At 68.5% G+C, this 26115-nt stretch carries 25 protein-coding genes and 1 pseudogene; 9 read left to right on the top strand and 17 right to left on the bottom strand.

The window, feature by feature from the left end:
• On the bottom strand, window positions 1-1322 hold a 1322-nt coding region (locus ACE3N6_RS02460; protein ID WP_374243584.1), incomplete at its 3' end, for an ABC transporter permease.
• A complete protein-coding gene (locus ACE3N6_RS02455) occupies window positions 1319-1972 on the bottom strand; it encodes an ABC transporter ATP-binding protein (RefSeq protein ID WP_374243582.1) in 654 nt (217 codons plus the stop codon). The genes ACE3N6_RS02455 and ACE3N6_RS02460, both read right to left, overlap by 4 nt.
• A 181-nt stretch (window positions 1973-2153) precedes the next feature.
• Between ACE3N6_RS02455 and ACE3N6_RS02450 the strand changes: the two are divergent.
• From ACE3N6_RS02450 to hpnE, 5 genes and pseudogenes are all read left to right on the top strand, one after another.
• A pseudogene (locus tag ACE3N6_RS02450) lies at window positions 2154-2627 on the top strand (integrase core domain-containing protein).
• A gap of 30 nt (window positions 2628-2657) precedes the next feature.
• Complete coding sequence (locus ACE3N6_RS02445) at window positions 2658-3794, top strand: acyltransferase family protein (RefSeq protein WP_374243581.1); 1137 nt, start codon at window positions 2658-2660, stop codon at window positions 3792-3794.
• 55 nt (window positions 3795-3849) lie between these two features.
• Window positions 3850-4671: a squalene synthase HpnC gene (gene hpnC / locus ACE3N6_RS02440; RefSeq protein WP_374243580.1), complete on the top strand. Its 822-nt coding sequence runs from the start codon at window positions 3850-3852 to the stop codon at window positions 4669-4671.
• A 4-nt stretch (window positions 4672-4675) separates the two neighbouring features.
• Window positions 4676-5512 (top strand): presqualene diphosphate synthase HpnD, encoded by an 837-nt coding sequence (gene hpnD, locus ACE3N6_RS02435; RefSeq protein ID WP_374243579.1) that lies wholly within the window; start codon window positions 4676-4678, stop codon window positions 5510-5512.
• A 13-nt stretch (window positions 5513-5525) separates the two neighbouring features.
• Window positions 5526-6854 carry a hydroxysqualene dehydroxylase HpnE gene (gene hpnE / locus ACE3N6_RS02430; protein WP_374243578.1) on the top strand — a complete coding sequence of 443 codons (1329 nt, stop codon included), beginning with the start codon at window positions 5526-5528 and terminating at the stop codon, window positions 6852-6854.
• A gap of 11 nt (window positions 6855-6865) precedes the next feature.
• Here the strand turns inward: hpnE and ACE3N6_RS02425 are convergent, their stop codons facing one another.
• Window positions 6866-7588: an ABC transporter ATP-binding protein gene (locus ACE3N6_RS02425; protein WP_374243577.1), complete on the bottom strand. Its 723-nt coding sequence runs from the start codon at window positions 7586-7588 to the stop codon at window positions 6866-6868.
• A gap of 128 nt (window positions 7589-7716) precedes the next feature.
• A complete protein-coding gene (gene guaB / locus ACE3N6_RS02420) occupies window positions 7717-9177 on the bottom strand; it encodes an IMP dehydrogenase (protein ID WP_374243576.1) in 1461 nt (486 codons plus the stop codon).
• A gap of 81 nt (window positions 9178-9258) precedes the next feature.
• Here guaB and ACE3N6_RS02415 point away from each other — a divergent pair, with 81 nt between their 5' ends.
• Window positions 9259-9744: a DUF4124 domain-containing protein gene (locus tag ACE3N6_RS02415; RefSeq protein WP_374243575.1), complete on the top strand. Its 486-nt coding sequence runs from the start codon at window positions 9259-9261 to the stop codon at window positions 9742-9744.
• A gap of 13 nt (window positions 9745-9757) precedes the next feature.
• Here ACE3N6_RS02415 and ACE3N6_RS02410 read toward each other — a convergent pair whose 3' ends face one another.
• Together ACE3N6_RS02410 and ACE3N6_RS02405 are read right to left on the bottom strand one after the other, a co-directional pair.
• Window positions 9758-10099: an RnfH family protein gene (locus ACE3N6_RS02410; protein WP_374243574.1), complete on the bottom strand. Its 342-nt coding sequence runs from the start codon at window positions 10097-10099 to the stop codon at window positions 9758-9760.
• Window positions 10100-10101: 2 nt separating this feature from the next.
• On the bottom strand, window positions 10102-10539 hold the full coding sequence (locus tag ACE3N6_RS02405; RefSeq protein WP_374243573.1) for a type II toxin-antitoxin system RatA family toxin: 438 nt from the start codon (window positions 10537-10539) through the stop codon (window positions 10102-10104).
• A gap of 95 nt (window positions 10540-10634) precedes the next feature.
• Here ACE3N6_RS02405 and smpB point away from each other — a divergent pair, with 95 nt between their 5' ends.
• Window positions 10635-11081: an SsrA-binding protein SmpB gene (smpB, locus tag ACE3N6_RS02400; RefSeq protein ID WP_374243572.1), complete on the top strand. Its 447-nt coding sequence runs from the start codon at window positions 10635-10637 to the stop codon at window positions 11079-11081.
• Between the two features lie 24 nt (window positions 11082-11105).
• On the opposite strand, the gene ACE3N6_RS02395 is transcribed toward smpB, so the two are convergent.
• The 3 genes from ACE3N6_RS02395 to ACE3N6_RS02385 all read right to left on the bottom strand — a co-directional run bounded on the left by ACE3N6_RS02395 (window position 11106) and on the right by ACE3N6_RS02385 (window position 16085).
• Window positions 11106-12041, bottom strand: coding sequence for a hypothetical protein (locus ACE3N6_RS02395; protein WP_374243571.1), 936 nt, complete (start codon window positions 12039-12041; stop codon window positions 11106-11108).
• 89 nt (window positions 12042-12130) lie between these two features.
• Complete coding sequence (locus ACE3N6_RS02390) at window positions 12131-12427, bottom strand: 4a-hydroxytetrahydrobiopterin dehydratase (RefSeq protein ID WP_374243570.1); 297 nt, start codon at window positions 12425-12427, stop codon at window positions 12131-12133.
• A 16-nt stretch (window positions 12428-12443) separates the two neighbouring features.
• Window positions 12444-16085, bottom strand: coding sequence for a DUF748 domain-containing protein (locus ACE3N6_RS02385; RefSeq protein WP_374243569.1), 3642 nt, complete (start codon window positions 16083-16085; stop codon window positions 12444-12446).
• 169 nt (window positions 16086-16254) lie between these two features.
• Between ACE3N6_RS02385 and ACE3N6_RS02380 the strand changes: the two genes are divergently transcribed.
• Entirely contained in the window at window positions 16255-17490 is a 1236-nt protein-coding gene (locus ACE3N6_RS02380) for an NAD(P)/FAD-dependent oxidoreductase (protein WP_374243568.1), read from the top strand.
• A gap of 463 nt (window positions 17491-17953) precedes the next feature.
• Here the strand turns inward: ACE3N6_RS02380 and ppa are convergent, their stop codons facing one another.
• The 5 genes from ppa to hemN form a co-directional block, all read right to left on the bottom strand.
• Window positions 17954-18481, bottom strand: a complete 528-nt coding sequence (gene ppa, locus ACE3N6_RS02375; protein WP_153161301.1) for an inorganic diphosphatase — start codon at window positions 18479-18481, stop codon at window positions 17954-17956.
• A gap of 60 nt (window positions 18482-18541) precedes the next feature.
• Window positions 18542-18748, bottom strand: coding sequence for a heavy-metal-associated domain-containing protein (locus ACE3N6_RS02370; RefSeq protein WP_374243567.1), 207 nt, complete (start codon window positions 18746-18748; stop codon window positions 18542-18544).
• An 11-nt stretch (window positions 18749-18759) separates the two neighbouring features.
• Entirely contained in the window at window positions 18760-21162 is a 2403-nt protein-coding gene (locus tag ACE3N6_RS02365; protein ID WP_374243566.1) for a heavy metal translocating P-type ATPase, read from the bottom strand.
• A 50-nt stretch (window positions 21163-21212) separates the two neighbouring features.
• Window positions 21213-21929: a sulfite exporter TauE/SafE family protein gene (locus tag ACE3N6_RS02360; protein ID WP_374243565.1), complete on the bottom strand. Its 717-nt coding sequence runs from the start codon at window positions 21927-21929 to the stop codon at window positions 21213-21215.
• 90 nt (window positions 21930-22019) lie between these two features.
• On the bottom strand, window positions 22020-23414 hold the full coding sequence (gene hemN / locus ACE3N6_RS02355; protein WP_374243564.1) for an oxygen-independent coproporphyrinogen III oxidase: 1395 nt from the start codon (window positions 23412-23414) through the stop codon (window positions 22020-22022).
• Window positions 23415-23533: 119 nt separating this feature from the next.
• Here hemN and fnr point away from each other — a divergent pair, with 119 nt between their 5' ends.
• Window positions 23534-24268, top strand: coding sequence for a fumarate/nitrate reduction transcriptional regulator Fnr (gene fnr / locus ACE3N6_RS02350; protein ID WP_374243563.1), 735 nt, complete (start codon window positions 23534-23536; stop codon window positions 24266-24268).
• Between the two features lies 1 nt (window position 24269).
• On the opposite strand, the gene ACE3N6_RS02345 is transcribed toward fnr, so the two are convergent.
• The 3 genes from ACE3N6_RS02345 to ACE3N6_RS02335 form a co-directional block, all read right to left on the bottom strand.
• Window positions 24270-24656, bottom strand: a complete 387-nt coding sequence (locus ACE3N6_RS02345) for a SirB2 family protein (protein ID WP_374243562.1) — start codon at window positions 24654-24656, stop codon at window positions 24270-24272.
• A 75-nt stretch (window positions 24657-24731) separates the two neighbouring features.
• Window positions 24732-25472 carry an MBL fold metallo-hydrolase gene (locus ACE3N6_RS02340; protein WP_374243561.1) on the bottom strand — a complete coding sequence of 247 codons (741 nt, stop codon included), beginning with the start codon at window positions 25470-25472 and terminating at the stop codon, window positions 24732-24734.
• A 6-nt stretch (window positions 25473-25478) separates the two neighbouring features.
• Window positions 25479-26099, bottom strand: a complete 621-nt coding sequence (locus ACE3N6_RS02335; protein WP_374243560.1) for a chemotaxis protein — start codon at window positions 26097-26099, stop codon at window positions 25479-25481.
• Window positions 26100-26115: the final 16 nt, after the last annotated feature.

Raw genomic sequence — 26115 nt, 5'->3', positions numbered from 1 at the left:
AGCAGCAGCACGCCGCCGGCCAGCAGGCAGGCCACGGCCAGATAGCCGCCCACGGGCAGGCCATCCAGCGGCGGAATCCGGCACGCCGCCACGCTCGCCACCAGCAGCGCGAGCCCCACCTGCGGACGCCCGCGGCCCGACAGCAGCGCCGCCTCGTCGCCGGCCTTGAGCGCCCGGGCCGGCGCCACCGTGGCCGCCTCCCGCGCCGGCAGCCAGGCCCCGGCCACGCCGGCCAGCACGCCCAGGCCCACGTAAGCCGCGGTCAGCCCCGGCTGAAAGATCAGCGCCGGCTTGAGCCCCGCGAAATAGCCCGCCCCCAGATCGCCCCCCAGCAGCGCCAGCGCACCCCAGGCCAGCCCGTAGCCCACACCCACGCCCACCACGCCGCCGGCCAGCCCCACCGCTGCCCCTTCGGCCAGCAGCCAGCCAAAGAGCGGCCGCCGGGCCAGGCCGATGGCGCGCAGAAAGGCAAACTCCGTGCGTCGCCGCACCACCGACAGGGCCTGCGCCGAAAACACCAGAAAGCCCCCCGTCACCAGCGCAATCGCCGCCAGCATGGTGAGATTCACCCGGTAGGCGCGGGAGAGCTTGGCCGCTTCGTCCTCCACCGCCTCCGGGGCCGTCGCCACCACCCCGGCCGGCAGCAGCGGTTGCAGCCGGGCGATGGCGGCGTCCGGCGTCACGCCTTCGGCCAGCTTCAGGTCGATCCGCGACAGGCGCCCGACGCGGCCAAAGCGCGCCTGCACCGCCGCGATGTCCATCACCGCCAGCCGGCGGCCCGCCTCCACGCCGGGCAGATCGCCGGCAATCTTGAGATCCACCTCCGCCGCGCCGGCCAGCACCCGCAGGCTTTTGCCGGGCGGTGCGCCCAAGGCGTCCGCCGCCGCGTGGCTGAGGAACAGCGCGTCGTCTTCCAGCACCGCAAAGCGCGCCGATTCGTCCCGCGGACGCGGCAGCAGCCGGGGGGCGACCTGGGCCAGGGCAAACACATCCACGCCCAGCAGGTGCAGGGTTTCATCGCGGCCGACCAGCTTGAGATCCAGCTCCACCAGCGGGCTCGCCTCGGCCACCTCCGGCAACGCGGCGAGGGTGGCGTAGAAGGCTTCGTCGAAGCCGCCCTTCGGCCCCGCCACCTGCAGATCGGACTGGCCCGACAGGCTGCGCATGCCGCGGCCAAACTCTGACAGCGCCGCCTCGTGCACCACCTGCACCGCCATCCCCAGCGCCACCCCCAGCACGATGGCGACGAAAGAGAACAGCGTGGCCACCCGCCGCCGCCCCAGCGAGCCAAGGAAGACCGGCGCCAGCACCCGCGCCTTCATCCGCGCAGCCCCGTGGCGTCGAGGCGCAGCACCCGGTCGGCGGTGGCGGCCGCCTCCAGCGAGTGGGTGACCAGGATGCCGATGGCCCCCGCCTCGCGGATGCGCGCGGCGAGCAGATCCAGCACCCGCGCGCCGTTGGCCGGGTCCAGGTTGCCGGTGGGCTCGTCGGCCAGCACCAGCCGCGGCCGATGCACCAGCGCCCGGGCGATGGCGACCCGCTGCATCTCGCCGCCGGAAAGCTCCCGCGGCCAGCTGCCGGCCCGCTCGCCCAGCCCCACGGCGTCGAGGAGCTGCTGCGCGGGGGCGTCGGCCGCGGCGCCATCGGCGCCCTGCAACCACAGCGGCAGCGCCACGTTCTGGCGCACGGTGAGATGGGGCAGCACGTGAAAGGCCTGGAAGACGAAGCCCAGCTTGTCCCGGCGCAGACGGGTCAGCGCGTCTTCATCGAGCCCGGCGTAGGCGCAGCCGTCGAGGGACAGCGTGCCGCCGTCGGGCCGGTCGAGGCCGGCGATGAGGTTGAGCAGCGTGGATTTGCCGACGCCGGACTCACCGACGATGGCCACGTATTCGCCGGGCGATAGGCTGAGGTCGATCCCGGCCAACACCGGGCGGCCGTTGAAGGAGCGAGACAACGAGCGGATATCGAGCATTTGAGTCGGTGAGGCGCAGAGGTCGGGAATGACGGGGCCGTGGCTGGGCCGTGGGCGGTGTTTTCGCCGGAGGCGCCGTCGCGCAAGTCGGCCAGCCGTGAAGGTTCCACAGCGTGTTCCGGGCCCCGGGGGACGATTCTGAAGAACTGGAAATCGCCAAACCCTCAGTCACCTCCAGAGCCTGCCCCGGACGAACACCCATAAGAATGCCCGATCGACCTACCTTCGTCGCCTGGAAATGGTTCGGGAGATCACCGAACGCGGCCTTTCTGCTGCGCAGGCGGGCGCCGCGCATGGCGTGAGCGCCGTGACGGCCCGCAAGTGGCTCGGGCGCTATCTGGCCGCGGGCGCTGCAGGGCTGTGCGACAAGTCCTCGCGCATCGGATCGCCGTCAAGGGCGGCCTTCCGCGCCACGCTTTCCGGACCGCCTGCGGCGCCCTGGGCATCCGACAGAAATTCACCCGCGCCTACCGAGCCCCGACCAACGGCAAGACCAAGCAATTCATCCAGTCCGCCTTGCGGGAGTGGGCCTACGGTCATGCTTACGCCAACTCAGACCAGCGCCGTGCGCGCCTTGCCGCGCTGGAATCGCTTCTACAACCGGCATCGGCCCCACCGCGGCATCGGCCGCCTGGGGACGGAAACAAGGTCTTGACGCTTCACAGCTGGCTGCCCACCATGCAGAATGAAAACGAACCGACCCGCAACAGGTATCGATCGGTTCTGGCATGACCGCGAACCATGCCTGTCCGCAAACAGCCACACCGCGCTTTTCCATCTCCCCTTTTCAGCCACCTTCATGGAAATCCGAAAACTGAACAGCCTGCGCGGCATCGCGGCGCTCATCGTCCTCGTCAGTCACTACAGCAACGAGTCCGGGCTGCTCGGCAAGGCACTCGGCAGCGGCGGAGGCCAGTTCGGCGTGATGCTGTTCTTCCTGCTCAGCGCCTTCCTGATTTCCTACCTTTACCTCCACCAGCAACCACGGAGGCCGCAGCTCACGGCCTACTTCCGCGCCCGGGCGGGCCGCGTCCTGCCGCTTTTCCTGTTCACGGTGCTCGCCTGCTGGGGCGCGCGGCAGGTGCTTCCGCCGCCCTTCCGGGACATGGCCTTCGACGTGTCGAGCGGCCCCCTGCTCGCCTCCCACCTGCTGCTGTTCTTCGGTTCGAACGTGCTCTGGACCATACCGCCGGAGATCCACTTCTACGTCTTTTTCGGCCTCATCTGGCCCGTCTGGCGCATGGCTCCCCGCGCCGTCGGCATGGCAATGCTCGCCGGCGCAGCAATGGCCCTCGCCCTTGGAAAAGGCCAGGAATTCAGCACCACCCTGTTCGGACTACCGCTCACGATCAACGACGTGAAGGCATTCCCGTATTTCGTGACCGGATTGCTGCTGGGTCAGCTCTACCGTCATTGGCGGCCACCCGCGGCCCGCCAACACGCCCTCTACGTCCTGTCGCTGGCCGTGCTGCCATTGCTCTACCCGATGATCTTCGAATCCATCACCGGCCTGAAGCACGCCATGTGGGGCGATCCGCTGATCCTGCTCGCGGTCGGCGGCGTGTTCTTCCTGACGGTTTTCATGGTCCCAGCGGGAAACTACCTGCTGGAGAACCCCATCGGGGATTTTCTGGGCAAGGTTTCGTACTCGGCCTATCTACTCCACTACCCCTTGCTACTCGTGCTGAAGGAGTTCGGACTCGCGCGCGGAATCTCGGGGTTGGCGCTCTTCCTGCTGCTGACCGCATTGCTTTCCGAAACCTCGTTCCGGCTGCTCGAAGCGCCAATGCGCCGGCTCATCCGCGGGCCCGGGCGAGCCTGAGCCCAGGCGTCACTCCGGTTGGCAGCGGGCGGAGCGGTATATACTCCGCCCGCCCATGCCCGTCGACCACTACGAGAACTTCCCGGTTGCCTCCTTCCTGCTGCCCGCGCACCTGCGCGAGCCGGTGGAGGCCATCTACGCCTTCGCGCGCTCGGCCGACGACATCGCCGACGAGGGTAACGCGCCGCCGGTAGTGCGCCTCGCCCACCTCAACGACTACCGCCGGGCGCTGTTTGCCATCGAGCAGGGCAAGCCCATCGACGATCCGAAGCTCGCGCCGATCTTCAACCGTCTGGCCGACGCCATCCACCGCTTCAAACTGCCGATCGGTCTGTTCCTCGACCTGCTCGACGCCTTCAGCCAGGACGTGGTGAAGACGCGCTACGCCAACTTCGACGAGCTGGCCGACTACTGCCGGCGCTCCGCCAACCCGGTGGGCCGGCTGCTGCTGCACCTGTACAAGGCCGCCACGCCCGACAAGCTGGCCATGTCCGACCGGATCTGCACCAGCCTGCAGCTCATCAACTTCTGGCAGGACGTGGCCATCGACTGGCAGAAGCAGCGCATCTACCTGCCCCAGGCCGACATGGAGCGCTTCGGCGTCACCGAAGCCTGCATCGCCGGGGGCGAGGTCACCCACCAGTTCTCGGCGCTGATGGATTTCGAGATCCAGCGCGCCCGCAGCATGATGCACCACGGCGCGCCCCTGGCCCGTCGCCTGCCCGGCCGCATCGGCTGGGAGCTGCGCCTCATCGTGCAGGGCGGCCTCGGCGTGCTCGACAAGATCGAGGCCAACGCCTACGACGTCTTCAACCACCGCCCGATCCTCGGCAAAGCCGACTGGCTGCGCCTCGCCTGGCGCGCACTCACCCGCTAGCCCCATGACCGACCCCCACGCCTACTGCCAGGAGAAAGCCGCCGCCAGCGGCTCCAGCTTCTACTACAGCTTCATGTTCCTGCCTCCCGAGCGGCGTCAGGCCATCGTCGCCCTGTACGCCTTCTGCCGCGAGGTGGACGACGTGGTGGACGAATGCCACGACCCGCAGATCGCCCACACCACGCTCGACTGGTGGCGCCATCAGGTGGGGCTGATCTACGAGGGCACGCCCCAGCACCCGGTGGGGCTGGCCCTGAAGGACGTGATCCGGCACTTCAACCTGCCCCGCGAGCTGCTCCTCGAGGTCATCGACGGCATGCAGATGGATCTGCAGCAGACCCGCTACCTCGACTGGAAGGCGCTCAACCTCTACTGCTACCGGGTGGCCAGCGTGGTGGGCCTGCTGTCGGCCGAGATCTTCGGCTACACCAACCGCCAGACCCTCAAGTACGCCCACGACCTGGGCCTCGCCTTCCAGCTCACCAACATCATCCGCGACGTGGGCGAGGACGCCCGCCGGGGCCGCATCTACCTGCCGGTCAACGAGCTGCAGCAGTTTGGCGTGCCGGCCAAGCAGATCCTCGAAGGCCAGTATTCCGACGGTTTCCGCGAGCTGATGGCCTTCCAGGCCGGGCGCGCCCGCCAGCTCTACGAGCAGGCCTTCGCCCAGCTCCCGGCCGAAGACCGCAAGGCCCAGCGCCCGGGCCTCATCATGGCCGCCATCTACCGCACCCTCCTCGACGAGATCGAGGCCGACGGCTTCCAGGTGCTCGACCGCCGCACCTCCCTCACCCCGCTGCGCAAGATCTGGCTCGCCGGCAAGACGTGGTTCGGCGCATGAGCGCCCCGACCCGATGAGCACCGCGCCCCAGGTCGCCGTGATCGGTGGCGGCTACGCCGGCTTTGCGGCAGCCGTCACCCTCGCCCGCGGCGGCGCCCGGGTCACCCTGTTCGAAGCCTCGCGCACCCTCGGCGGCCGCGCGCGAGTGGTCGAGAAGGACGGCTACCGGGTCGATAACGGCCAGCACATCCTCCTCGGCGCCTACGCCGAAACCCTGCGCATGCTGCGCCTGGTGGGCGTCAAACCCAGCGTGCTCGACACCCGCCGGCTGGCGCTGGTCTATCCCGGCCTGTGCGCGCTGCGCGCCGCGCCGCTGCCGGCGCCGCTCCATCTGGCCCTGGGCCTGCTCATGGCCCGTGGCCTGGAGCTGGCCGACAAGCTGGCCATGGCCCGGCTGATGCGCCAGCTCAAGGGCCGCAAGTTCGTCGTCGAGCCGGATCGCCCGGTCTCCGCGCTGCTGGCCGAAACCCGCCAGACCGACACCCTCAACCGCCTGATCTGGGAGCCCCTGTGCGTGGCGGCGCTCAACACGCCGGTCGCCCAGGCTTCGGCCCAGGTCTTCGCCAACGTGCTGCGGGACAGCCTCGCCGCCGGCGCGTCGGCCTCGGATCTGCTGTTGCCCAAGGTCGATCTGTCCGAACTCTTCCCGGTGCCCGCGTCGCGCTGGCTGGCGATGCGCGGCCACACGGTGCGCACTGCCGAGCCGATCAAGACCATCCAGCCCGAAGGCGAATATTTCCGTCTCGACGGCGACCCGTGGAGCACCCGCTTCGATCACGTCGTCGTCGCCACCGCGCCCTACCACGTGGCGGCGCTGGTCGAGCCGCTGCCGGCGCTGGCGCCGGTGGTCGCGCAGATCGACGCCCTGCGCCACGAACCCATTGTCACCGCATGGCTGGCCTTCGACGGGCCGGTGAGCTTTCCCGAGCCGATGATCGGCATGAGCGGCGGCTACGGCCAGTGGGCCTTCGACCGCGCCGCGCTGGGCGGGCCGGAGGGGCTGGTAAGCGTCGTCATCAGCGCCAGCGGCGCCCATCGGGAGATCGGCAAGGAGGCGCTGGAGATCGCCCTGCTGCAGGAGCTTCAAGGCATCCTCGGCCCGCTGCCGGCGCTCAAGTGGGCGCAGGTCATCACCGAAAAGCGCGCCACCTTCGCGTGCACGCCGGGCATCCAGCGCCCGCGCTGCGCCACCCCCCACCCCGGCCTGTGGCTGGCCGGCGACTACGTGGCGTCGGATTACCCGGCAACCATCGAAGCCGCGGTGCAGAGCGGCGCGATCGCCGGCCGCAGCATCCTCAAGCGCTGCGGGCTCAAGGAGCAGAACCTGCTGGGCCTGCCCTGACGGCGGCGGGTCTAAGCGGCGAGGTCGAGGCGCCCCGCCGCCAAGCGCAGGATGCGGCCGCAGCGGGCCGCGAGCGCGTTGTCGTGGGTCACCAGCACCAGGGTGGTGCCGGATTCGGCGTTGAGGGAGAACATCAGCTCGATGACCGCCTCGCCGGTGGCCACGTCGAGGTTGCCGGTGGGCTCGTCGGCCAGCACCAGCGCCGGCCGCGGCGCAAAGGCCCGGGCCACCGCCACCCGCTGCTGCTCGCCCCCCGAAAGCTGGCGCGGATAATGCCGGAGCCGCCCCGACAGCCCGACCCGACCGAGCCAGGCCTCGGCCTCCTGGCGCGCGTCGCGGCGGCCGGCGAGCTCCAGCGGCAGCATCACGTTTTCAAGCGCGGTGAGCGCCGGCAGAAGCTGAAAGGACTGGAACACGAAGCCCACGCAGGCCCCGCGCAAAGCCGCCCGACCGTCCTCGTCGAGGGAAAACAGATCCTGACCGCGGATGCGCACGCTGCCGCCACTGGGCGAATCCAGCCCGGCCAGCAGCCCCAGCAGCGTGGATTTGCCCGAGCCGGAGGCGCCCACGATGGCCACGGCCTCGCCGGCCGCGATGTGGAAGGAGACGTCGTCGAGAATCGTGAGCGGCGCCCCGCTCTCGGACGGGACGACGCGGGACAGGTGGCTGACCGCCACCACCGGCTCGAGCAGGCTGGCGGCAGAGGACGTTTCTGTGCGGGTTCGATTGAGCATGCTGAGATGGAGTGCGCGGGCGCCGGGAGGTTCAGCCGGAAGACGATTATCCCTCCGCCGGTGCGACGCCGTGAACGCAAGAAGGCAGCCTTCCGGCTGCCTTCGCGCTGGGCCGACCGCGGTGGCGATCAATCCACGTGGTAGTTCGGCGCTTCCTTGGTGATCTGCACGTCGTGAACGTGGGATTCGCGGATGCCGGCCGAGGTGATCTCGACGAACTCGGCGCGGGTGCGCATCTCGTCGATGGTGGCGCAGCCCACGTAGCCCATGGACGCCCGCAGGCCGCCCATCAGCTGGTGAATCACCGCGGTGACCGCGCCCTTGTAGGGCACGCGGCCTTCGATGCCTTCCGGCACCAGCTTGTCGACGTTGCCTTCGTTGTCCTGGAAGTAGCGGTCGGCGGCGCCCTGCTGCATCGCACCCAGCGAACCCATGCCCCGATAGGACTTGTAAGAGCGGCCCTGGAACAGCACGGTCTCGCCCGGCGCCTCTTCGGTGCCGGCAAACAGCCCGCCCAGCATCACCACGTTGGCACCGGCGGCGATGGCCTTGGAGATGTCGCCGGAGTAGCGGATGCCCCCGTCGGCGATCAGCGGCACGCCGGAACCCGCCAGCGCGGTGGCGACGTTATCCACCGCGGTGATCTGCGGCACGCCGACGCCGGCGACGATACGGGTGGTGCAGATGGAGCCAGGGCCGATGCCGACCTTCACGCCGTCGGCGCCGGCATCGACCAGCGCCAGCGCAGCGGCGGCGGTGGCGATGTTGCCGCCGATGACCTCGACCTGCGGGAAGTTCTTCTTGACCCAGTTGACGCGATCCAGCACACCCTGGGAGTGGCCGTGGGCGGTATCGACGACGATCACATCCACGCCTGCCTCGGCCAGCAGCGCGGCACGCTCTTCGGTGCCGGCACCGACGCCGATGGCGGCGCCCACCCGCAGGCGGCCAAGGCTGTCCTTGGCGGCAAGGGGGTGCTCGGTGGACTTCATCATGTCCTTGACGGTGATGAGACCGGCCAGCTCGCCAGCGTCATTCAGGACCAGCACGCGCTCGAGGCGGTGCTTGTGCATCAGGGCGCGGGCGTCGTCGAGGCTGGTGCCTTCCATCACGGTGACCAGGCGGGCCTGGGGCGTCATGATGGCGGACACGGGCTGGTCGAGATTGGTCTCGAAGCGGGTGTCGCGGTTGGTGACGATGCCGATGACCTTGCCGTTCTCGACCACCGGCAGGCCGGAGATCTTGTGGCTGCGGGTCAGGGTGAGCACCTCGCGGACCGTCATGGTCGGCGGAATGGTGATCGGATCCTTGAGGATGCCCGATTCGAAGCGCTTTACCTTGGCCACTTCGGCGGCCTGCTGCTGGGCGGTAAGGTTCTTGTGAACGATACCGATCCCGCCTTCCTGGGCGAGGGCAATGGCAAGACGCGCTTCGGTGACGGTGTCCATGGCAGCGGACACCAGCGGGATGTTCAGGGTAATGTTGCGCGTGAGTTTCGTCTGGAGGCTGACGTCGCGCGGGAGAACGCTGGAATGGGCCGGGATGAGAAGGACGTCATCGAACGTCAGCGCCTTCTGAATCACTCGCATGGCTTTAATCCCTTGAATCAAATCCGTATTATACGTAGCTCGCCGCTTCGCGGCAAAAGCTTTGTCTGACTGGAGTTTCCGATGTTCCGCAAATTGTTCCTTGTTCTGCTGCTGTGCGCCGGCCCGGCCGCCTTCGGACAGGATATTTACAGCTGGAAAGACGCCAGCGGGCAGGTGCACTATTCCGACATGCCGCCGCCGGATGCCAAGGTTCGGGCGGTGCGGCAGGGGCCCATCGCGCCGGCCAAACCCGCCGCCCGGCCAGCCGAGGGCGAAGGCGCCGCCGCACCGGCAGCCAGCCCGCAAACCTACGCCGAGAAGGAACTCGCCTTCCGCAAGCGCCGTGCCGAAGCGGCCGAGGCCGAGGAAAAGGCCCGCAAGACCCAGGCCAACGAGGAAGCCCGTCAGCGCGAATGCACCGAGAACCGCGCCCAGCTCACCGCGCTCGAGAACGGCCAGCGGATGCACCGCCTCAACGAGAACGGCGAGCGGGTGTTCCTCGACGACGACGAGCGCGCGGCCGCCATCGAACGCACCCGCCGCGCGGTGGAGAAGCTCTGCCGCTGAGCGGCGGGAGCCCTCAGGCGGCCTCTTCGGCGGGGCCGCCGCCCTTCTTCATGACCTTCCCCTCTTCGGCCCGCTTGCGGCGCACCTCCTTCGGGTCGGCGATGAGCGGGCGGTAGATCTCGATCCGGTCCCGGTCGCGCAGCACGGTGTCGGCCTTCACCAGCTTGGCAAAGACGCCTAGCTTGTTGGTCTTGGCGATGTCGATCTCCGGGTGCTTCTGGAGCAGCCCGGACGCGTCGATGGCCTGCTGCACCGTGGCCCCGGCCGGCAGCTTGAGCCGGACCAGCTCCTGCCGGTCGCGCAGCGCATAGCAGACGATGACGTTGATGGAATCCGGGCGGGGGTCAGCGGACATGGTCAGTTCCGTCCATAGATTTGTGCCGCACGCTTCACGAAGGAATCGACGAAGGTGTTGGCGATGTGGTTGAACACCGGCCCCACGGCCTTCTCGATGAGGCGGCTGGAGAATTCGTAGCGCAGGTTGAACTCGACCTTGCAGGCGGCGTCGCCCAGGGGGGTGAAATCCCACGAGCCGTCGAGATGGGTGAAGGGCCCGTCGGTCAGGCGGATCAGCATGTGCGAGGGGTAACGCTTCTCGTTTTCGGTGCTGAAGTGCGACTTGATGCCGTGGTAGTTGATGTGCAGGGTGGCCCGGGTGGTTTTCTCGTCCCGGCCGTGCACTTCGCTGCCGCCGCACCAGGGCAGGAACTTGGGGTAATCCTCGCAGCGGTCCACCAGATCGAACATCTGGGCCGGCGTGAACTCGATCAGGACAATTTTCTTGACGGCAGCCATCGGGGAGCGAGCGGGGATGCGACCTGTTAAAATACGCGATTTTACGCGCCCCACCCGGCCCGCGCCAAGGCGGCGCCATCCACGAGCCCATCGCCATGAGCATCATCGACAACCGCAAGGCTTTCCACGACTACTTCATCGAGGACAAATACGAAGCCGGCCTCGTGCTGGAAGGCTGGGAGGTGAAGGGCATCCGCGCCGGTCGCGCGAACATCAAGGAGAGCTACGTGGTGATCCGCGGGGCGGAGATCTTCATCGTGGGGATGCACATCACGCCGCTCGAATCGGCCTCCACCCACATCCACCCCGACCCCACCCGCACCCGCAAGCTGCTGCTGCACGCCGAAGAGATCGCCAAGCTGATCGGCAAGGTGGAGCGGGCCGGCTACGCGCTGGTGCCCCTCGACCTGCACTACAGCAAGGGCCGCGTGAAGGTGAGCGTGGGCCTCGCCAAGGGCAAGAAGCAGTTCGACAAGCGCGAATCCGAGAAGGAGCGCGACTGGGAACGGGAGAAGGCGCGGCTGATCCGCGCCAAGGCCTGAGCCGGCGCGGGCCCGCTGGCGGGGCTACCCCAGCTCCGTCCGCGCCCACTCCACATCCAGCCGGGCCTGGGCGTCGAGGGGCTGGCAGGCGACGGCCTCGGCGTACAGCGCGTGGGCCCGCCCCAGGTTGGCTGCGCCACCCGCCTGCAGCAGCGCGCGGGCGTACTCCACCAGGGTGGTGGGCGAGCGGGGATTGAGGGCCCGGGCCGCCTCGAAGTGCTCGATGGCGGTCTCCTTCTTCACGCCGTAGGTGAGCGCCGCCACCATCGCGCCCACCTTGTCGATGACTTCGGTGGCGTAGATACCCAGGCCGGCGTGGGCGTCGGCGTGACCGGGCTCAAGCTGCAGGGCCCGCTGCAGGGATTCCCGCGACTTGCCGCCCAGCCCCCGGGCGAGGCTGCGCACCAGCGGGACATGCTGGCAGTAGCGGCCGATGGCGAGGCCATTCACGAACCACGCGTTGGCCCAGCCGGGCGCCAGCTCGACCAGCGCCGAACAGGCATCGACGGTGTCCCGCAGAATGGCCGCGCGGCGCATCTCGTCTTCTTCCAGGTGGGTGGCGTAGACCACGGCAGCGCGGGCCGCAACGACGGTTCCCACCGCGCCCGCGGCCTGACCGCGATCCACCGCCTCGGCAAAATCTCCCGCGTGGTAGGCCCGCCAGGCATCGGCCACATCCCGCGCGGCGGCGGCCAGATCCGGCACCCGCGCGCCCAGCGCCGGGTTGGCATGGACCAGCCGGCCCAGGGTGGCGATGTCGGGGTAAGGCTCGGCGTCACCGGCATGCAGGCGCGCCCAGTTGCTTGCCAGCGCATCGCCGCCGTAGCGATAGACGCGGTCACCGAAGGGGAAACGCTTCCAGCCGCCACGGCTCCCCGCCGCGCCACAGCCCTCCGGCACGAAGGCGCTCCGGTCGCGTACGCGACGCAAGGTCGTACTCCAGGCAAACGTCAGGTGCATCCGCTGTCCTCTCCCGCCGGGCGCTGTCGATTTTTGCTACAGAGGGTATCACCCTCGGCGACGACAAGCATTCCGCAATGCGGCAAAACTCAGGTGCCGGCCGCCCGATCCATGAAGGCGGCGAGCTGGAAATCCAGCTCGGTGAGCCCGCCCGCGTCGTGGGTGGTGAGCACGACGTCGACCCGGTTGTACACGTTGCGCCACTCGGGGTGGTGGTCGAGTCGTTCGGCCATCAGGGCGACATGCGTCATCCAGCCAAAGGCTGCGTTGAAGTCGGCAAAACGATAGCTGCGGGCGATGGCCTCGCGGCCCGCCACACGCTGCCAGCCATCGAGGCTGGCGAGCAGTTCGGCCTGGCGGGCGGGGTCGAGCCTTGTCGGGCGCACGGGGGCGGACACCGGCCTAGCGCAGCGAGAAGTCGGCCCGGCTGACCCTGGCCTTGGGCTGCTTGCCGTCGTCGCCTTCCCGCCCGGCCAGCACGAAGACCCGCTCGGCCGGCACCTGACCCGGCCCGACCAGCCAGTTCTTGACCGCCTGGGCGCGCTGCTGGGCGAGCAGGCGCACGTCCTCGTCGGCCACGGTGGTGTTGGCGACGATCAGCTTCTCCATCTCGGCGACCGGCAGCGCCTTGGTGAGGCCCACCATGTTGCGGGGTTTGGGGAACTTCTCGTCCTTGTAAACCCGTTCCAGCAACGCCGGGTATTCGCCCGGCTCGACCCGCACGCGGCCGTCCTCGCCGGCCGACTCGCCCCGCTTCGCCATGTCCTTGACCTTCAACGCCTCCACCTTGGCCACCAACATGGCCTGACGCAGGCCGTCCCGATCGGCAACCGGGTCGACCCGGCCGGCAATGTCGAGCTTGAGGCCCGGCTTGTCCTTCATCACCTTGGCGATGGACTGCAGCTTGGCGTCGGCGCCGTCGGGCAGGCGCCCGAAGCCGGGCTCGAAATCCAGCCACGCCAGCTCTTCGGCGCTGCCACCGAACATCGACCCCAGCAGCGCGAAGGGCGAGGTGACGGCCTTGGCGATCAGGTTGACGATGACCTTGACGACGATGGCCCCGACGCTGAACTGGGGGTCGTCCAGCGAGCCGCCGATGGGCAGGTCCAGGTCGATCTCGCCGCGGCTGTTCTTGAGCAGCGACACCGCCAGCAGCACCGGCAGCTTGAGGGCGCTGGGGCTGTCCACCTTGTCGCCGAAGGTCAGCTGATCCAGGAAGACCTGATTGGTGGCGGTGAGCTTGCGGTCGACGATCTTGTAGTTGAGATTGGCCGACAGCTTGCCCTTCTCAATGCCGTAGCCCACGTACTTGCCGGCGTAGGTGGAGACGCTGGAGAGCTCGAAATCTTTCACCGAGGCCCGGATGTCCAGCGCCTTGTCCTGCCGGAAGGGGTTGAAGCGGCCGACCACCTCCACCGGCGCGGAGTCGTCCACCTTGCCGCGCAGGTCAAGCTCGGCGATGGCCTCCGGGTTGGAGGACAGATTGACCAGCTTCCCGCCCATGCCGGTGAGGTTGGCGTCGTAGTTGGGCTTGATGAAGCGGTCGCTGTAGGCGATGTTGCCGCCCTGCAGGGTGATGCGCTTGATCGTCAGCGGCACCGGCGGCTCCGGCGGCGGCGGCGCAAGCTTGGCCACCGCCACGCCGGGCGCCGGGCGGACCACCGCGGCACCGCCGGACGCCTTCCCGGCGTCGGCCGCCGCTTTCTCCTCGGCGGCCCGCTGGGCGGTAATCTCGCGGATGTTGAGCCCGCCCTGGGCGTTGAGGATCAGCCGGGTGTAGAAGTCGGTCAGGGCGATGTCGTCGATGCTCACCGCCAGCGGCGACAGGCGCACGTCCATCCCGCCAAAGTAAAGCGAGCGCCACTTGAGGAAGTCGGCGGCGTTAAGCTTGTCCACCGACGCAAAATCGCCCACCGTCAGGTTGCCCTTGAAGCCGCCCTTCACCGCGCCGCCCGGCGGCAGCTCGAAGGCAAGCTTCCCGCGGGAGGTGAGATGGCCGCGGGTGATGGCGATCTTCACCTTCTCGGTGACGTAGGGCTGGAGCATCGCCAGATCCACCGCCTTCAGATCCAGATCCAGGTTGCCCGCCAGCGGCGCGAGGCCCAGCGTGCCACCGACACCCACCTTGCCGCGCTTGTTGATGGCCGCCTGCAGGTTGAGCTTCGCCTTGCTGCCCCGCGCGGTGGAGAGCCCGTCGATCTTCAGGGACATGGGTTCGGCGTTGAGCACGACGGACGGCGCGAGGGTGCGATCCTCGACGCGCACGCCCCAGTCGTCCAGCGCCACCCGCCGCACCTCCACCTGCCAGTCGGGGCCACCCTTCGCGGCCGGAGCGGCCCTGGCGGGCTTCGACGGCGCGGCCGGGGTGCCGGCCAGCTTGGCGGCGTTGAGGTCGCCCTGCTTGTCGCGCACCAGCGCCACCCGCGCGGACTTGCTATTCAACTCGCCCACCGTCACCTTGCGGGCGGCAAGATCCACGTCGGCGTCGCGCAACTCAAGCAGGCCCAGCTTCACCAGCGGGGCCTTGTCGCCCTTCAGGCGCACACCCACGTCCTTCACGGCCAGGGTGTCGGCCTTGAGCTTCACCTTCGGGTCGCCGCCCGCCGCCTGCGCCACGTCGTAGGCGATCTTCCCGTCGAAACGGCCGGACACCACCTCGCCGCCCGGCAGGGCCGCCGCGAGATAGGGTTTGGGGTTGGCCAGATCGAAGCCGGCAAGCGTCAGGCTGCCCGCCGCCTTGAGGGGCGACAGGACGACGCTGCCCTGGTGCTCCAGGCTCTCGCCTGCCGGCGTCGCAAAGCCGAAATCCAGCGCCGCCGGCTCGCCGCCCGCCAGCTGGAACTTGCGCAGGGAGACGTGGATGTCCTGCAGCGTTTTGGTGAAGGTGCCGGCGGGCAGCTCGTCGGTGAAACTCAGCCGGCCGCCATCCAGCTTGAACTCGGCGAGGCTCAGGGCAAACGGCTTGGCCGGCTTGCTGTCGGCCGGCGCAGGCGCGGGCTCGGCCGGCTTGGCCCGGGCGGGCTTCGGGACGAGTGACAGCAGGCTGACCCGCCCGTCCCGGTCGCGCCCCACGACGAACTCCGGCTTGTCGATGGCCACCGTGCCCAGGGCCAGCTCGCCCGCCAGGGGCGCCAGCCTGTCGATGCCGATCTTCACCGACGGCAGCTTGATCGCCGGCCGGCCGTCGGCGTGCTGGACTTCCACCGCATCCAGCCCGACGCCGCCCTTCACCGTCACGCTCGGCGCCGCGCCGGCGGGCTGGGCGAAGGACAGCTGCAGATCGGACGACAGCCGGGCGGACGGCAACCGGAAAGGCTTGTCGATGGGCACGTAGGCCAGATAGCGGGGCAGCTCGAAGCCGTCGAACTTCAGGTCCACCACCGACTCGCGGGTGGGCGAGAACGGCCGCGCCTTGCCGCGCACGGCGAAGGGCGTGCCGTTCACCGTCATCGCCAGCAGCGGCTCGACGAAGGTTTCCACCTGGGACGGCAGGTTGGAGACGAAGGGCACGCCCAGCTCAAGATCGGCCACCGAATGCTTCTGCCCCACCGGCCGGTCGTCGATGTCGATGCGACCCTTCTCGATGCGGATGTTGTGCACCGAGAACAGGCTCTTCGAACCGTCGTCCGGCTTGTTGAGAATCTCGTCGATCACGTCGGACCAGTTGAGGCGGTTGGCGGCGTCGATCCGCACCACGCTCACCACCGGCTCGACCAGCGTCACCGCCTGCACCACGATGCCGCCACGCAGCAGCGATTCGGCCTCGACGTTGGCGTAGAGCGAGGCGAAGCTTGCCGCCGTCGCCTTGCCGTCCGGCTCCAGCATCCTGAAGCCGCGCACCTCGGCCGACAGGGCATACGGGTTGATCGAGATGCCCTCGATCGTCACCTTGCGGTGCAGCTGCTCGGAGAGCTTTTCTTCGGCAATCGACTTGACCAGCGGCGGCGCCACGAAAAAGCCGGCCACGCCGACCACCGCCATGACGCCCACGCCCCACAGCGCCCACTTCAGCGGCCGCCGCGCGGCCTTGGGTTGCTGCTCCATATCGGCTTCCTTTTTGTTCTGCTGATCGCCGCGCCCCGATCCGGTGCGCGCCTGCTTATCGCTCAAGCCTAGCAGGCCGGAGCGAGCCTGAGAATGGCATCGTGCGTCGGGTTTGCGATAAGGCAAGGGGCGGACTATCCTGCGGGCCCGTCACCGCCCCACCGCCCCGATGAACCGCCCTCACCTGCCCGCCCGTTTCGATGTCGTCGTGATCGGCGCCGGCGCCGCCGGCATGATGTGCGCCGCCGAAGCCGGCCAGCGCGGACGCCGCGTGCTCATCATCGACCACGCCACCAAGCTGGCTGAGAAGATCCGCATCTCCGGCGGCGGCCGCTGCAACTTCACCAACCTGGACGTGAGCGTCGCCAACTACCTGTCGCGCAACCCCCAGTTCTGCCGCTCGGCCCTGGCACGCTTCACCCCGGGGCATTTCCTCGAGCGCATCCAGCGCCACGGCATCGCTTGGCACGAGCGCGACCACGGCCAGCTGTTCTGCGACGACTCCGCCCAGGACATCATCGACATGCTGCGTGCCGGCTGCGACGACGGCAAGGTGGAATGGGCCATGCCCTGCACCATCCAGCACATCGCCGCCGGCACCGAGCCCGCCGGGCGTTTCGTCCTCGACACCAGCCACGGGCGCATCGCCTGCGACAGCCTGGTCATCGCCACCGGCGGGCTGTCGATCCCCAAGATCGGCGCCTCGCCCTTCGGCTACAAGATCGCCGAACAGTTCGGGCTGCCCATCGTGCCGCCCAGGCCGGCGCTGGTGCCCCTCACCCTGGGGCCGGACGAGCTGGCGATCTACAAGGAGCTGGCCGGCATGGCCTTCGACGCGGTGGCCGAATGCGGCGACGGGCGCTTCCGCGAGAACCTGCTGTTCACCCACCGCGGCCTCTCCGGCCCGGTGATCCTGCAGGTGTCGTCCTACTGGCAGAGCCGCGACTACCCCGCCGCGCCGGGCGCCACCCAGGGCGGCGGCCGCATCAGCGTCAACCTGTTCCCTGCCGAAGACGTGCGCGCCTGGCTGGCCGAGCGCGCCCGGGGCAAGACGCTGCTGGGCAACCTGCTGTCGGATCGCCTGCCCAAGCGCTTCGCCCACGCCTGGTGCGACCAGCGCGGCTGGAACAAGCCGATCAATCAGTTCAGCCCCAAGGAACTCGACGCCATCGCCGCCGCGCTCGAGGGCTGGACGATCACCCCCGGCGGCACCCTGGGCTACGCCAAGGCCGAAGTCACCGTGGGCGGCGTGGATACGCGGGCGCTGTCGTCCAAGACGATGGAGGCGCGCGACGTACCCGGGCTGTACTTCGTGGGCGAGGTGATGGACGTCACCGGCCACCTGGGCGGCTACAACTTCCAGTGGGCCTGGGCCAGCGGCTACGCGGCCGGTCAGGCGGTGTGAGGCGGGCCGGGCGCCAAGACCCACGCGCCTGTCCCCGAGCCCCACGCGAGCGTCCCGAAGCCCCAGCGCTGGCACTTCTGGAATGGACACCTCACTCTGAAAGCCCCTCGCGAGAGACTTTTCGACACCCCCCCCGTGTCGGCCAGATAGGGGCGCTCACTCAAAAAGCCCCACGCCTGGGTCTATTTTTCCGGCGCGAGAGACAAAAAGCCCAAAGCGTCGGTCCCGACGACAGGCACTGTGTGTCCAAAAGACCAATACCTGGGGCTTCCGGCTCCTCGACCGGGGCTTTCGGCATGGCGCGGCTATCCCGGAGACCCTCGCGAGTATCCCGGAGACAGGCGCGAGGGTCTTCCGGATAGGCGGGCGCCTCCCGGCGAGCCGCACTGCCGGCAAGCCGTCCGGGCCACCCAAAAACAAGGCCCGCACAGGGCGGGCCTTGTTCATCCGGCGCGGAGATCGCTTACTTGTTGGCAGCAGCGATGCCGTCGAGGATTTCCTGCTTGGCATCTTCAACGCTGCCCCAGCCGGTCACCTTGACCCACTTGCCCGGCTCGAGATCCTTGTAGTGCTCGAAGAAGTGCTGGGTCTGCTTCAGCAGCAGCTCCGGCAGGTCGTCGAGGGTCTTCACGTTGTCGTACAGCGGGGTCAGCTTGGAGACCGGCACGGCCACGACCTTGGCGTCCACGCCGCCTTCGTCTTCCATCTTCAGCACGCCCACCGGACGGGCGCGGATCACGACGCCCGGCTGCAGCGGGTAGGGCGCCACGACCAGCACGTCCACCGGGTCGCCGTCGCCGGCAACGGTGTGGGGGATGTAGCCGTAGTTGATCGGGTAACGCAGGGTGGTGCCCATGAAACGGTCGACGAAGACGGCGCCGCTGTCCTTGTCCACTTCAAACTTGATCGGATCGCCCTGAGCGGAGATCTCGATGATCACGTTGACGTCGTTCGGAACGTCCTTGCCGGACTTGACTTGATCGAAACCCATCTTTTTCAGCCTCCCTTGATATGTGAAAACAGCCCGCGATTATAAGTGACTCCGATGAAATCAGGTCGCGTCGAAACCGGCATCTTCGATGGCCGACTTGAGCGCCGCCGGCGTCACCCTGGCCGGATCGAAATCCACCTTCGCCTCGCCCGCCTCCAGCGACACCGCCACCCCGGCCACGCCCGCCAGCGCCGACAGCGCGCCGGTCACGTTCTTCACGCAGCCCTGGCAGCTCATGCCGCCCACCTTGATCGTCACGTTTTCCATCTGGTTTCCTTTCAGTTGCGCCCGGCGCGCCAGCGCCTGAGCAGAAGCGAGTTGCTGACCACCGACACCGAGCTCATCGCCATCGCCGCGCCGGCGATCACCGGGTTGAGCAGCCCCAGCGCCGCCGCCGGAATGCCCAGCACGTTGTAGACGAAGGCAAAGAACAGATTCTGGCGGATCTTGCCCAGCGTGGCGCGGGAGAGCGAGATCGCGTCGGCCACGCTGTCAAGGTCGTTGCGCACCAGCGTGAGATCCGCCGCCTCGATGGCCACGTCCGAGCCCGCGCCGATGGCGAACGACACATCCGCCGCCGCCAGCGCCGGGGCGTCGTTGATCCCGTCGCCCACCATACCCACCCGCCCGTCGCGCCGCAGCGCCTCGACGGCCGCCGCCTTGTCGCCCGGCAGCACCTGGGCGCGGAACTCCGCGATGCCGGCTTCCGCCGCGATGCGCGCCGCCGCGGCCGGATGATCGCCGGTCAGCATCACCACCCGCACGCCCATCGCCGCAAGCCGCGCCACCGCCGCCTTCGAGGTGGCCCGCAGCGGGTCGGCCACGCCCAGCGCGCCCGGGGCCACCCCATCCACCGCCACGCCTACCGGCGTGAGCGCCGCGGCCAGGAGCGGGTCGAGCACCTCGGCCGGCAGCGCCGCGCCCCGCTCGGCGAGGAAATCCGGCGAACCGACCGCCACCTCGCGGCCATCCACGCGGCCGGTGACGCCCTTGCCGCCCACCGCCTGCACGGCCCCGGCCGGCGTCCACGCCAGCCCGTCGGCCCGCGCCGCGGCCACCACCGCCTGGGCCAGCGGGTGATGGCTGGTCTCCTCCAGGCTTGCCGCCAGCGCCAGCATGTCGGCACGGCGCGCGCCCGGCGCCACCCGCACGTCCAGCACCGCCGGCCGGCCTTCGGTGAGGGTGCCGGTCTTGTCCACCACCAGCGTCTTGATTTTCTCGGCCAGTTCCAGGGCCTCAGCGTTGCGCACCAGAATGCCCGCCCGGGCGCCCTGCCCGGTGCCCACCATCACCGCCGTCGGCGTGGCGAGGCCCAGCGCGCAGGGGCAGGCGATCACCAGCACCGCCACGCCATTGACCAGCGCCGGCGCCAGCTCGCCGCCGATCCACCACCACGCAAAAAAGGTCGCGAAGGCGATCGCCACCACGGTGGGCACGAACACCGCCGCGATGCGATCGGCCAGCCGCTGCACCGCCGGCTTGCCGCCCTGGGCTTGTTCAACCAGCCGCACGATGCCGGCCAGCAGCGTCTCGGCGCCCACGCCCACCGCCCGGCAGCGCAGCACACCGGCGCCATTCACGGTGGCGGCAAACACCTTGTCGCCCGGCGCCTTGGCCACCGGCACGCTCTCGCCGGTGAGCATCGCCTCGTCGGCCGACGATTCGCCCGACAGCACCTCGCCATCCACCGGCACCGCATCCCCCGGCCGCAGCACGAAGACCATCCCGGCCACCACCTGCGCCACCGGCAGTTCGACGATCTGCCCGTCCCGCTCGATCCGCGCGGTGGGCGGCTGCAGGCGCAAGAGCGCCTCGACCGCCGCCGAGGTGCGCGCCCGGGCCCGGGCCTCCAGCAGCTTGCCCAGCAGCACCAGGGTGATGATGCTGGCCGACGCCTCGAAGTACACGTGCAGGTCGTGACGCCCGAGCAGCACCACCGCCAGGCTGAAGAAGTAGGCCACGCTGGTGCCCAGCGCCACCAGCACGTCCATGTTGGCGCCGCCGCCCAGCAGCGACGACCACGCGCCCTTGTAGAAGCGCCGCCCGATCCAGAACTGCACCGGCGTCGCCAGCAGCAGCTGCGCCCAGCGCGGCAGCCACTCGTCGTGGTGCAGGCTGCCGCTGGCCCCGGCCCCGAGCATGCCGATCATCTGCGCGAGGAAAGGCAGCGACAGCAGCGCCGAGATCCAGAACAGCCGCAGCTCGGCGCGGAACTCGGCGGCCTTGCGGGCACGCTCGGCTTCGCGGTCGCGGCCGGCGATGGGGGTGGCGGTGAAGCCGGCCCTGGCAATCGCGCCGACGATGGCGGCCGGGTCGGCCAGCCCCGGCGTGAAACGCACCCGGGCGGTCTCGGCGGCAAAGTTGACGTTGCCCTCCACGCCTGGCAATCGATTGACCACCTTTTCGATGCGCGCCGCGCAGGCCGCGCAGCTCATGCCGCCGATGCCCAGCTCGAGCACCTGCGGCGCCACGTCGAAGCCGGCCTTGCGGATGGCGCCCAGGATGTCGGCGGCGGGCGCGCCGTCGGGCGCAGCGGTGATGCGGACCTTCTCGGTGGCGAAGTTCACCTTGGCGTCGACGCCCGGCAGGCGGTTGAGCACCTTCTCGAGGCGCACCGCGCAGGCGGCGCAGCTCATGCCCGAAACGGGCAGATCGAAGCGGCCCTCAGCCGGCTCGCTCATCGCCGCCCGCAATGCGATACAAATCGATCACACCGCACCCCAAAAATGAATCAGAAGTGACACACCACGCCGTTCCACAGCTTGCTGCCCAGCGACGGCGTGGTCACCAGCCCATAGACGCCGAAGGCCAGCACCACCAGGCCAGACCCCGTGCGCACCAGTTGGTTCTTCACCACGTCGCGCAGACGCTTGAGGAGCAGCCCGGCGAGCAGCAGATTGGGCAGCGTGCCCAGGCCGAAGGCCAGCATCAGCGCCGCGCCGCGCTCCGCCGAGCCGGTGACCAGCGCCGTGGCCAGCACGCTGTACACCAGCCCGCAGGGCAGGAAGCCCCACAGCACGCCAAGGGGAAACGCCTGGGCCACCGAGCGCGCCGGCAGGAAGCGCCGGGTGAGCGGCTGGATGCGCGTCCACAGCCGCTGGCCCAGCTTCTCGACCCCAGCCAGCGCGCGGGTGAAGCCGGTGAGGTAGAGCCCCAGCGCCACCAGCATCAGGTTGGCCGCCACGTACAGGGCCAGCTGCACCGGCAGGATGTCGTTGAACAGCATGCCCACCGTGCCGATGGCGCCCATCGCCGCGCCGGCCAGGGTGTAGCTGCCGATCCGACCGAGGTTGTAGGCCAGGTGCAGCGGCCACTCGCGACGCGTCTGGCCGGGCATCTGTATGGTCTGCACGGTGAGCGCGCCGACGATCCCGCCGCACATGGCCACGCAATGGGTGCCGCCCAGGAGGCCAATCAGGAAGACTGCGAAGTAACCGGTTTCCGGCATGATTTGGAGCCTGCAAATGAAAAGCGCCCCGCGAAGTCACGGGGCGCATAGTTTAGTCCTGCCACGCCAGCCCGGCCAGACGGCGGCGGCTCAGATCACCTTGGAGTAGCGGGTCCGCTCCCGGTCGGAGCGCAGGTAACGGTCGAACACCATCGCGATGGCCCGCACCAGCATGCGCCCGGCCGGCAGCACGCTGATCCACTGGTCGTCGATCTTCAGCAGACCGCCCTTTTCCATCTCCCGCAGATCGGCCAGCTCGGCGGCGAAATACTTCTTGAAGTCGATGAGGTGGGCGATCTCGATGGACTCGATGGACAGCTCGAAGTGGCACATGAGTGCCTGGATGATCGCCCGCCGCAGCAGGTCGTCGGGGGTCAGCTCGATGCCGCGCAGCACCGGCAGGCGGCCGGTGTCGAGGATGTCGTAGTACTCGTCCAGCGTCTTGACGTTCTGGGCGTAGGTGGGGCCCACCTTGCCGATGGCGGAGACGCCGAAGGCCAGCAGGTCGCACTCGGCGTAGGTCGAGTAGCCCTGGAAGTTGCGGTGCAGGCGGCCCTGACGCTGGGCGGTGGTAAGCTCGTCGGTCGGCTTGGCGAAGTGGTCCATGCCGATGTAGACGTAGCCGGCCTCGGTGAGGCGGCGGATGGCGAGCTGGAGGATCTGCAGCTTGGTCTCGCCCGACGGCAGCTGGGCATCGACGATGCGGCGCTGGGGCTTGAACAGGCTGGGCAGGTGCGCGTAGTTGTAGATGGAGAGGCGATCCGGCGACAGGGCGAGGATCTGCTCAAGGGTGCGGTTGAAGCTGATGACGTTCTGCTTGGGCAGGCCGTAGATCAGGTCGACGCTCACCGACTTGAAGCCGTGGGCCCGGGCCGCGTCGATCACGAGCTTGGTCTCTTCCTCGCTCTGGACGCGGTTGACGGCCTTCTGCACATCCGGGTTGAAATCCTGGATGCCGACGCTCATGCGGTTGAAACCCAGCTCGGCCAGCAGCTTGACGGTGGCCTCATCGACCTTGCGCGGGTCCACCTCGATGGAGTATTCGCCGTCCGGCACCAGCGTGAAGTGCCTGGTGACCATGCCCATCAGCCGGCGCAGCTCGTCGTGGGACAGGAAGGTGGGCGTTCCGCCGCCCAGGTGCAGCTGCAACACCTCGCGCGGGCCCTGCAGGCAGGCAACCTGCAGATCGATCTCCTTCTCCAGGTAGTCCAGATACTTTGCCGAGCGCCCGTGATCCTTGGTGATGATCTTGTTGCAGGCGCAGTAGTAGCAGATCGTATTGCAGAAGGGGATGTGGAAGTATAATGAGAGCGGTTTGCCAATCCCGCCGATTGACCTCTTGCCGAGCCAGTCGCACAGCGCGTCGGAGTTGAAGGCCTCGACGAAGCGGTCTGCGGTCGGATACGAAGTGTAGCGCGGGCCATTCACATCAAACTTGCGAATGAGCTCGGGATCGAAGATGAGATCTTTGTGAATCGCGTTCATGGGTGTGGTTCTGGTAGTTCCGCGAAACAATCGCAGAATCATCCCGAAATCGTATTGATGTGGATCAAAGGGCTCCGAAGGTTGGTAAATCCTCTCCAGTTCAGGTGGTTAGCGTACAGATGAATTCTGCGATTCCAGCAACGATAATCGAGATCAAGACAGCCTGCTCCCAGTGCAACCTGCGGGAGCTGTGCCTGCCGTTCGGGCTCGACCCGCGGGAAATCAACCAGCTCGACGAGCTTGTCGGCAGCCGCCGCAAGATCAAGCGTCAGCAGCATCTTTACCGCTCCGGGGAGTCCTTCGAGGCGATCTACGCGATCCGCGCGGGGTCGTTCAAGACGGACGTGATCCTGGAGGACGGCCGCGATCAGGTCACCGGTTTCCAGATGACCGGCGAGGTGCTGGGGCTGGACGGCATCAGCACCGAACACCACTCCTGCAACGCCATCGCGCTGGAAGACAGCGAGGTGTGCGTGATCCCCTTCGGCCGCCTCGAGGAGTTGTCGCGTCAGGTGGAGAGCCTGCAGCACCAGTTCCACAAGATCATGAGCCGCGAGATCGTGCGCGACCACGGCGTGATGATGCTGCTCGGCTCGATGCGCGCAGAGGAACGCCTCGCTGCCTTCCTGCTCAACCTGTCCCAGCGCTTCACCGCGCGGGGTTTCTCGCCGTCCGAGTTCCACCTGCGCATGACCCGCGACGAGATCGGCTCCTACCTGGGCCTCAAGCTCGAGACCGTCTCCCGCGCCTTCTCCCGCTTCCAGGAAGAGGGCCTGGTGGCCGTGCAGCAGAAGCACATCCGCATCCTCGACACCCCGGGGCTCAAGCGGCTGCTGAACCATCACGCCATCTGATTCAGGCGAGCGCGAGCCAGCCCGCCGGGTTCTTGGTGAGCGCCACCGACACAATGTACGAAAACACCGCCGCCGCTGCGGCGAGCGCCGTCACGCGCACGCCAAGAGGACGCGTCGGCCGCAGGGCGAGCGCTCCGAAGCCGATGTAGGCCAGCAGCCCCAGCACCTTGGCGGTGAGCCAGCCGTGCACGAAGGGGTACTGCCCGGCCATCCAGGCCAGGGCGATGGCGCTGGCGAGCAGGCACGAGTCGATCACGTGGGGCAGGCGTTTGGTCAGCCGGGCCGCAAGCAGCGGCGAGCCGCTGACCGACCACCAGCCACGCAGGAGAAAACCCGCGCCGCTCAAGACGACGCAGGTGATGTGGAAATGCTTGATGAGCAGGTACATGTCGCCTCGGGTCGGGTTACGCCTTGACGACATTTTCGGGCATCCGCCGCGCCCCGTCCTTGCGGGGCCTCAACTTCAGCCGCGCAGCACGCCCACTTCCAGGGCCGCAAACCAGTTGATGAAGCGCTGCACGTCGGCACCCTGGTAGATCGAGCCGTGCTGGGGCACCAGCATGTCGATCTCCAGCCGCGAGACGCGCTCGCACCAGTCGCGCTTGGCCCGGTCGGAGCCCATCCAGCGCTTGTGGAAGGCTTCGGCGTGGCGGATGTGGCGGGAGAAATCCTCCACGTACAGCCCGCCCTGATCGGGCGGCAGCAGCGCCGCGCCGATGTCGCCGGAGAACAGGATCTTGGCCTTCGGGTCGTAGAGGTTGAAGTTGCCCGACGAGTGCAAATAATGGGCCGGCACGGCCTGCAGTTCGAGGCCGCCCAGCTTGATGGTCATGCCCGGATCGGGAATCGGCACGAAGGTGGTGCCCTCGCCACCGAAGTGGGGCAGGAAGGACTGCCACAGCCAGCTGGTGTAGCACTTCAGATCGGGCTTGAACTCCAGCCACAAGGCCAGCGACGAGATGATGTCCGGGTCCTGGTGGGAGGCGAACAGGCCGGCCAGCTTGGTGGGGTCGCACTCGGCCGACAGGGCCGAGAACACCGCCGGGAAGATCTCGATGCCGCCCGGGTCGCACAGCAGCGCCTCCTCGCCATCGACGATCACGTATTCGTTGGTGTCGATGATGTAGCCCGGCTTGGTGGCGTCGCGCGCGATCGCCAGCCAGCGGTGGTCGTCTTCCTGGAAGATACAGTGAGCCTGCTTCATGGGTTCCTAGTCCTTTACGAGCCGTTCCTTGCCGAGCACTTCGAGGGATCGCTTGATCTGGGCGATCACCTCCGCGAAATCCGTCGAGACCTGCATCAGCGCCGGGCTGAACCCGCCGCCGTAGGCCGCCTCGATCTTGGCCGAGCGGGCCAGCACGCCGCCCAGTTCGACCAGTTGTTGAGTCTCCTCCACCGACGCACGCAGGCGCAGGTCGAGGGCGCGCAGCTTGGCCTGCTGGATCGAGAGCCGCCCCTGGCCGCGCTTGCGGGCCTCGCGCACGCCGGGCACCTCTCCGGAGAGGCGGATCGCCTCGGCGAGGATGCGCGAGTTGCGCTGCTGCTGCACCACGCCGGTGACGCTGCCCACCGAGCCGGAGGTCATGTCGCGCAGCGAGGCCATGTGGCGGGTGAGATCCTGGGCGAAGCGGCGCAGCTCGTTGGAGAGCACGCCGAAGCCCAGCGCCGCGTTGCCGGCGCGCTTCGCCAGGAAGATGGCGTTGAGGGCCATCAGGTTGATCCGGAAGGCCGTGGCCACGATGGCCTTGATTTCTTCGTTGACCCGCACGATGCCGGCAAGCTCGCCGGCGCTGCGGGAGGTCAGATGGAGGTTTCGTTCGGGCGCATTCATTCGGGGCTCTCGGTGA

Source organism: Zoogloea sp. (genome assembly GCF_041904905.1).
Taxonomy (GTDB): domain Bacteria; phylum Pseudomonadota; class Gammaproteobacteria; order Burkholderiales; family Rhodocyclaceae; genus Zoogloea.
This window is presented reverse-complemented; position numbering and strand designations above follow the sequence as displayed.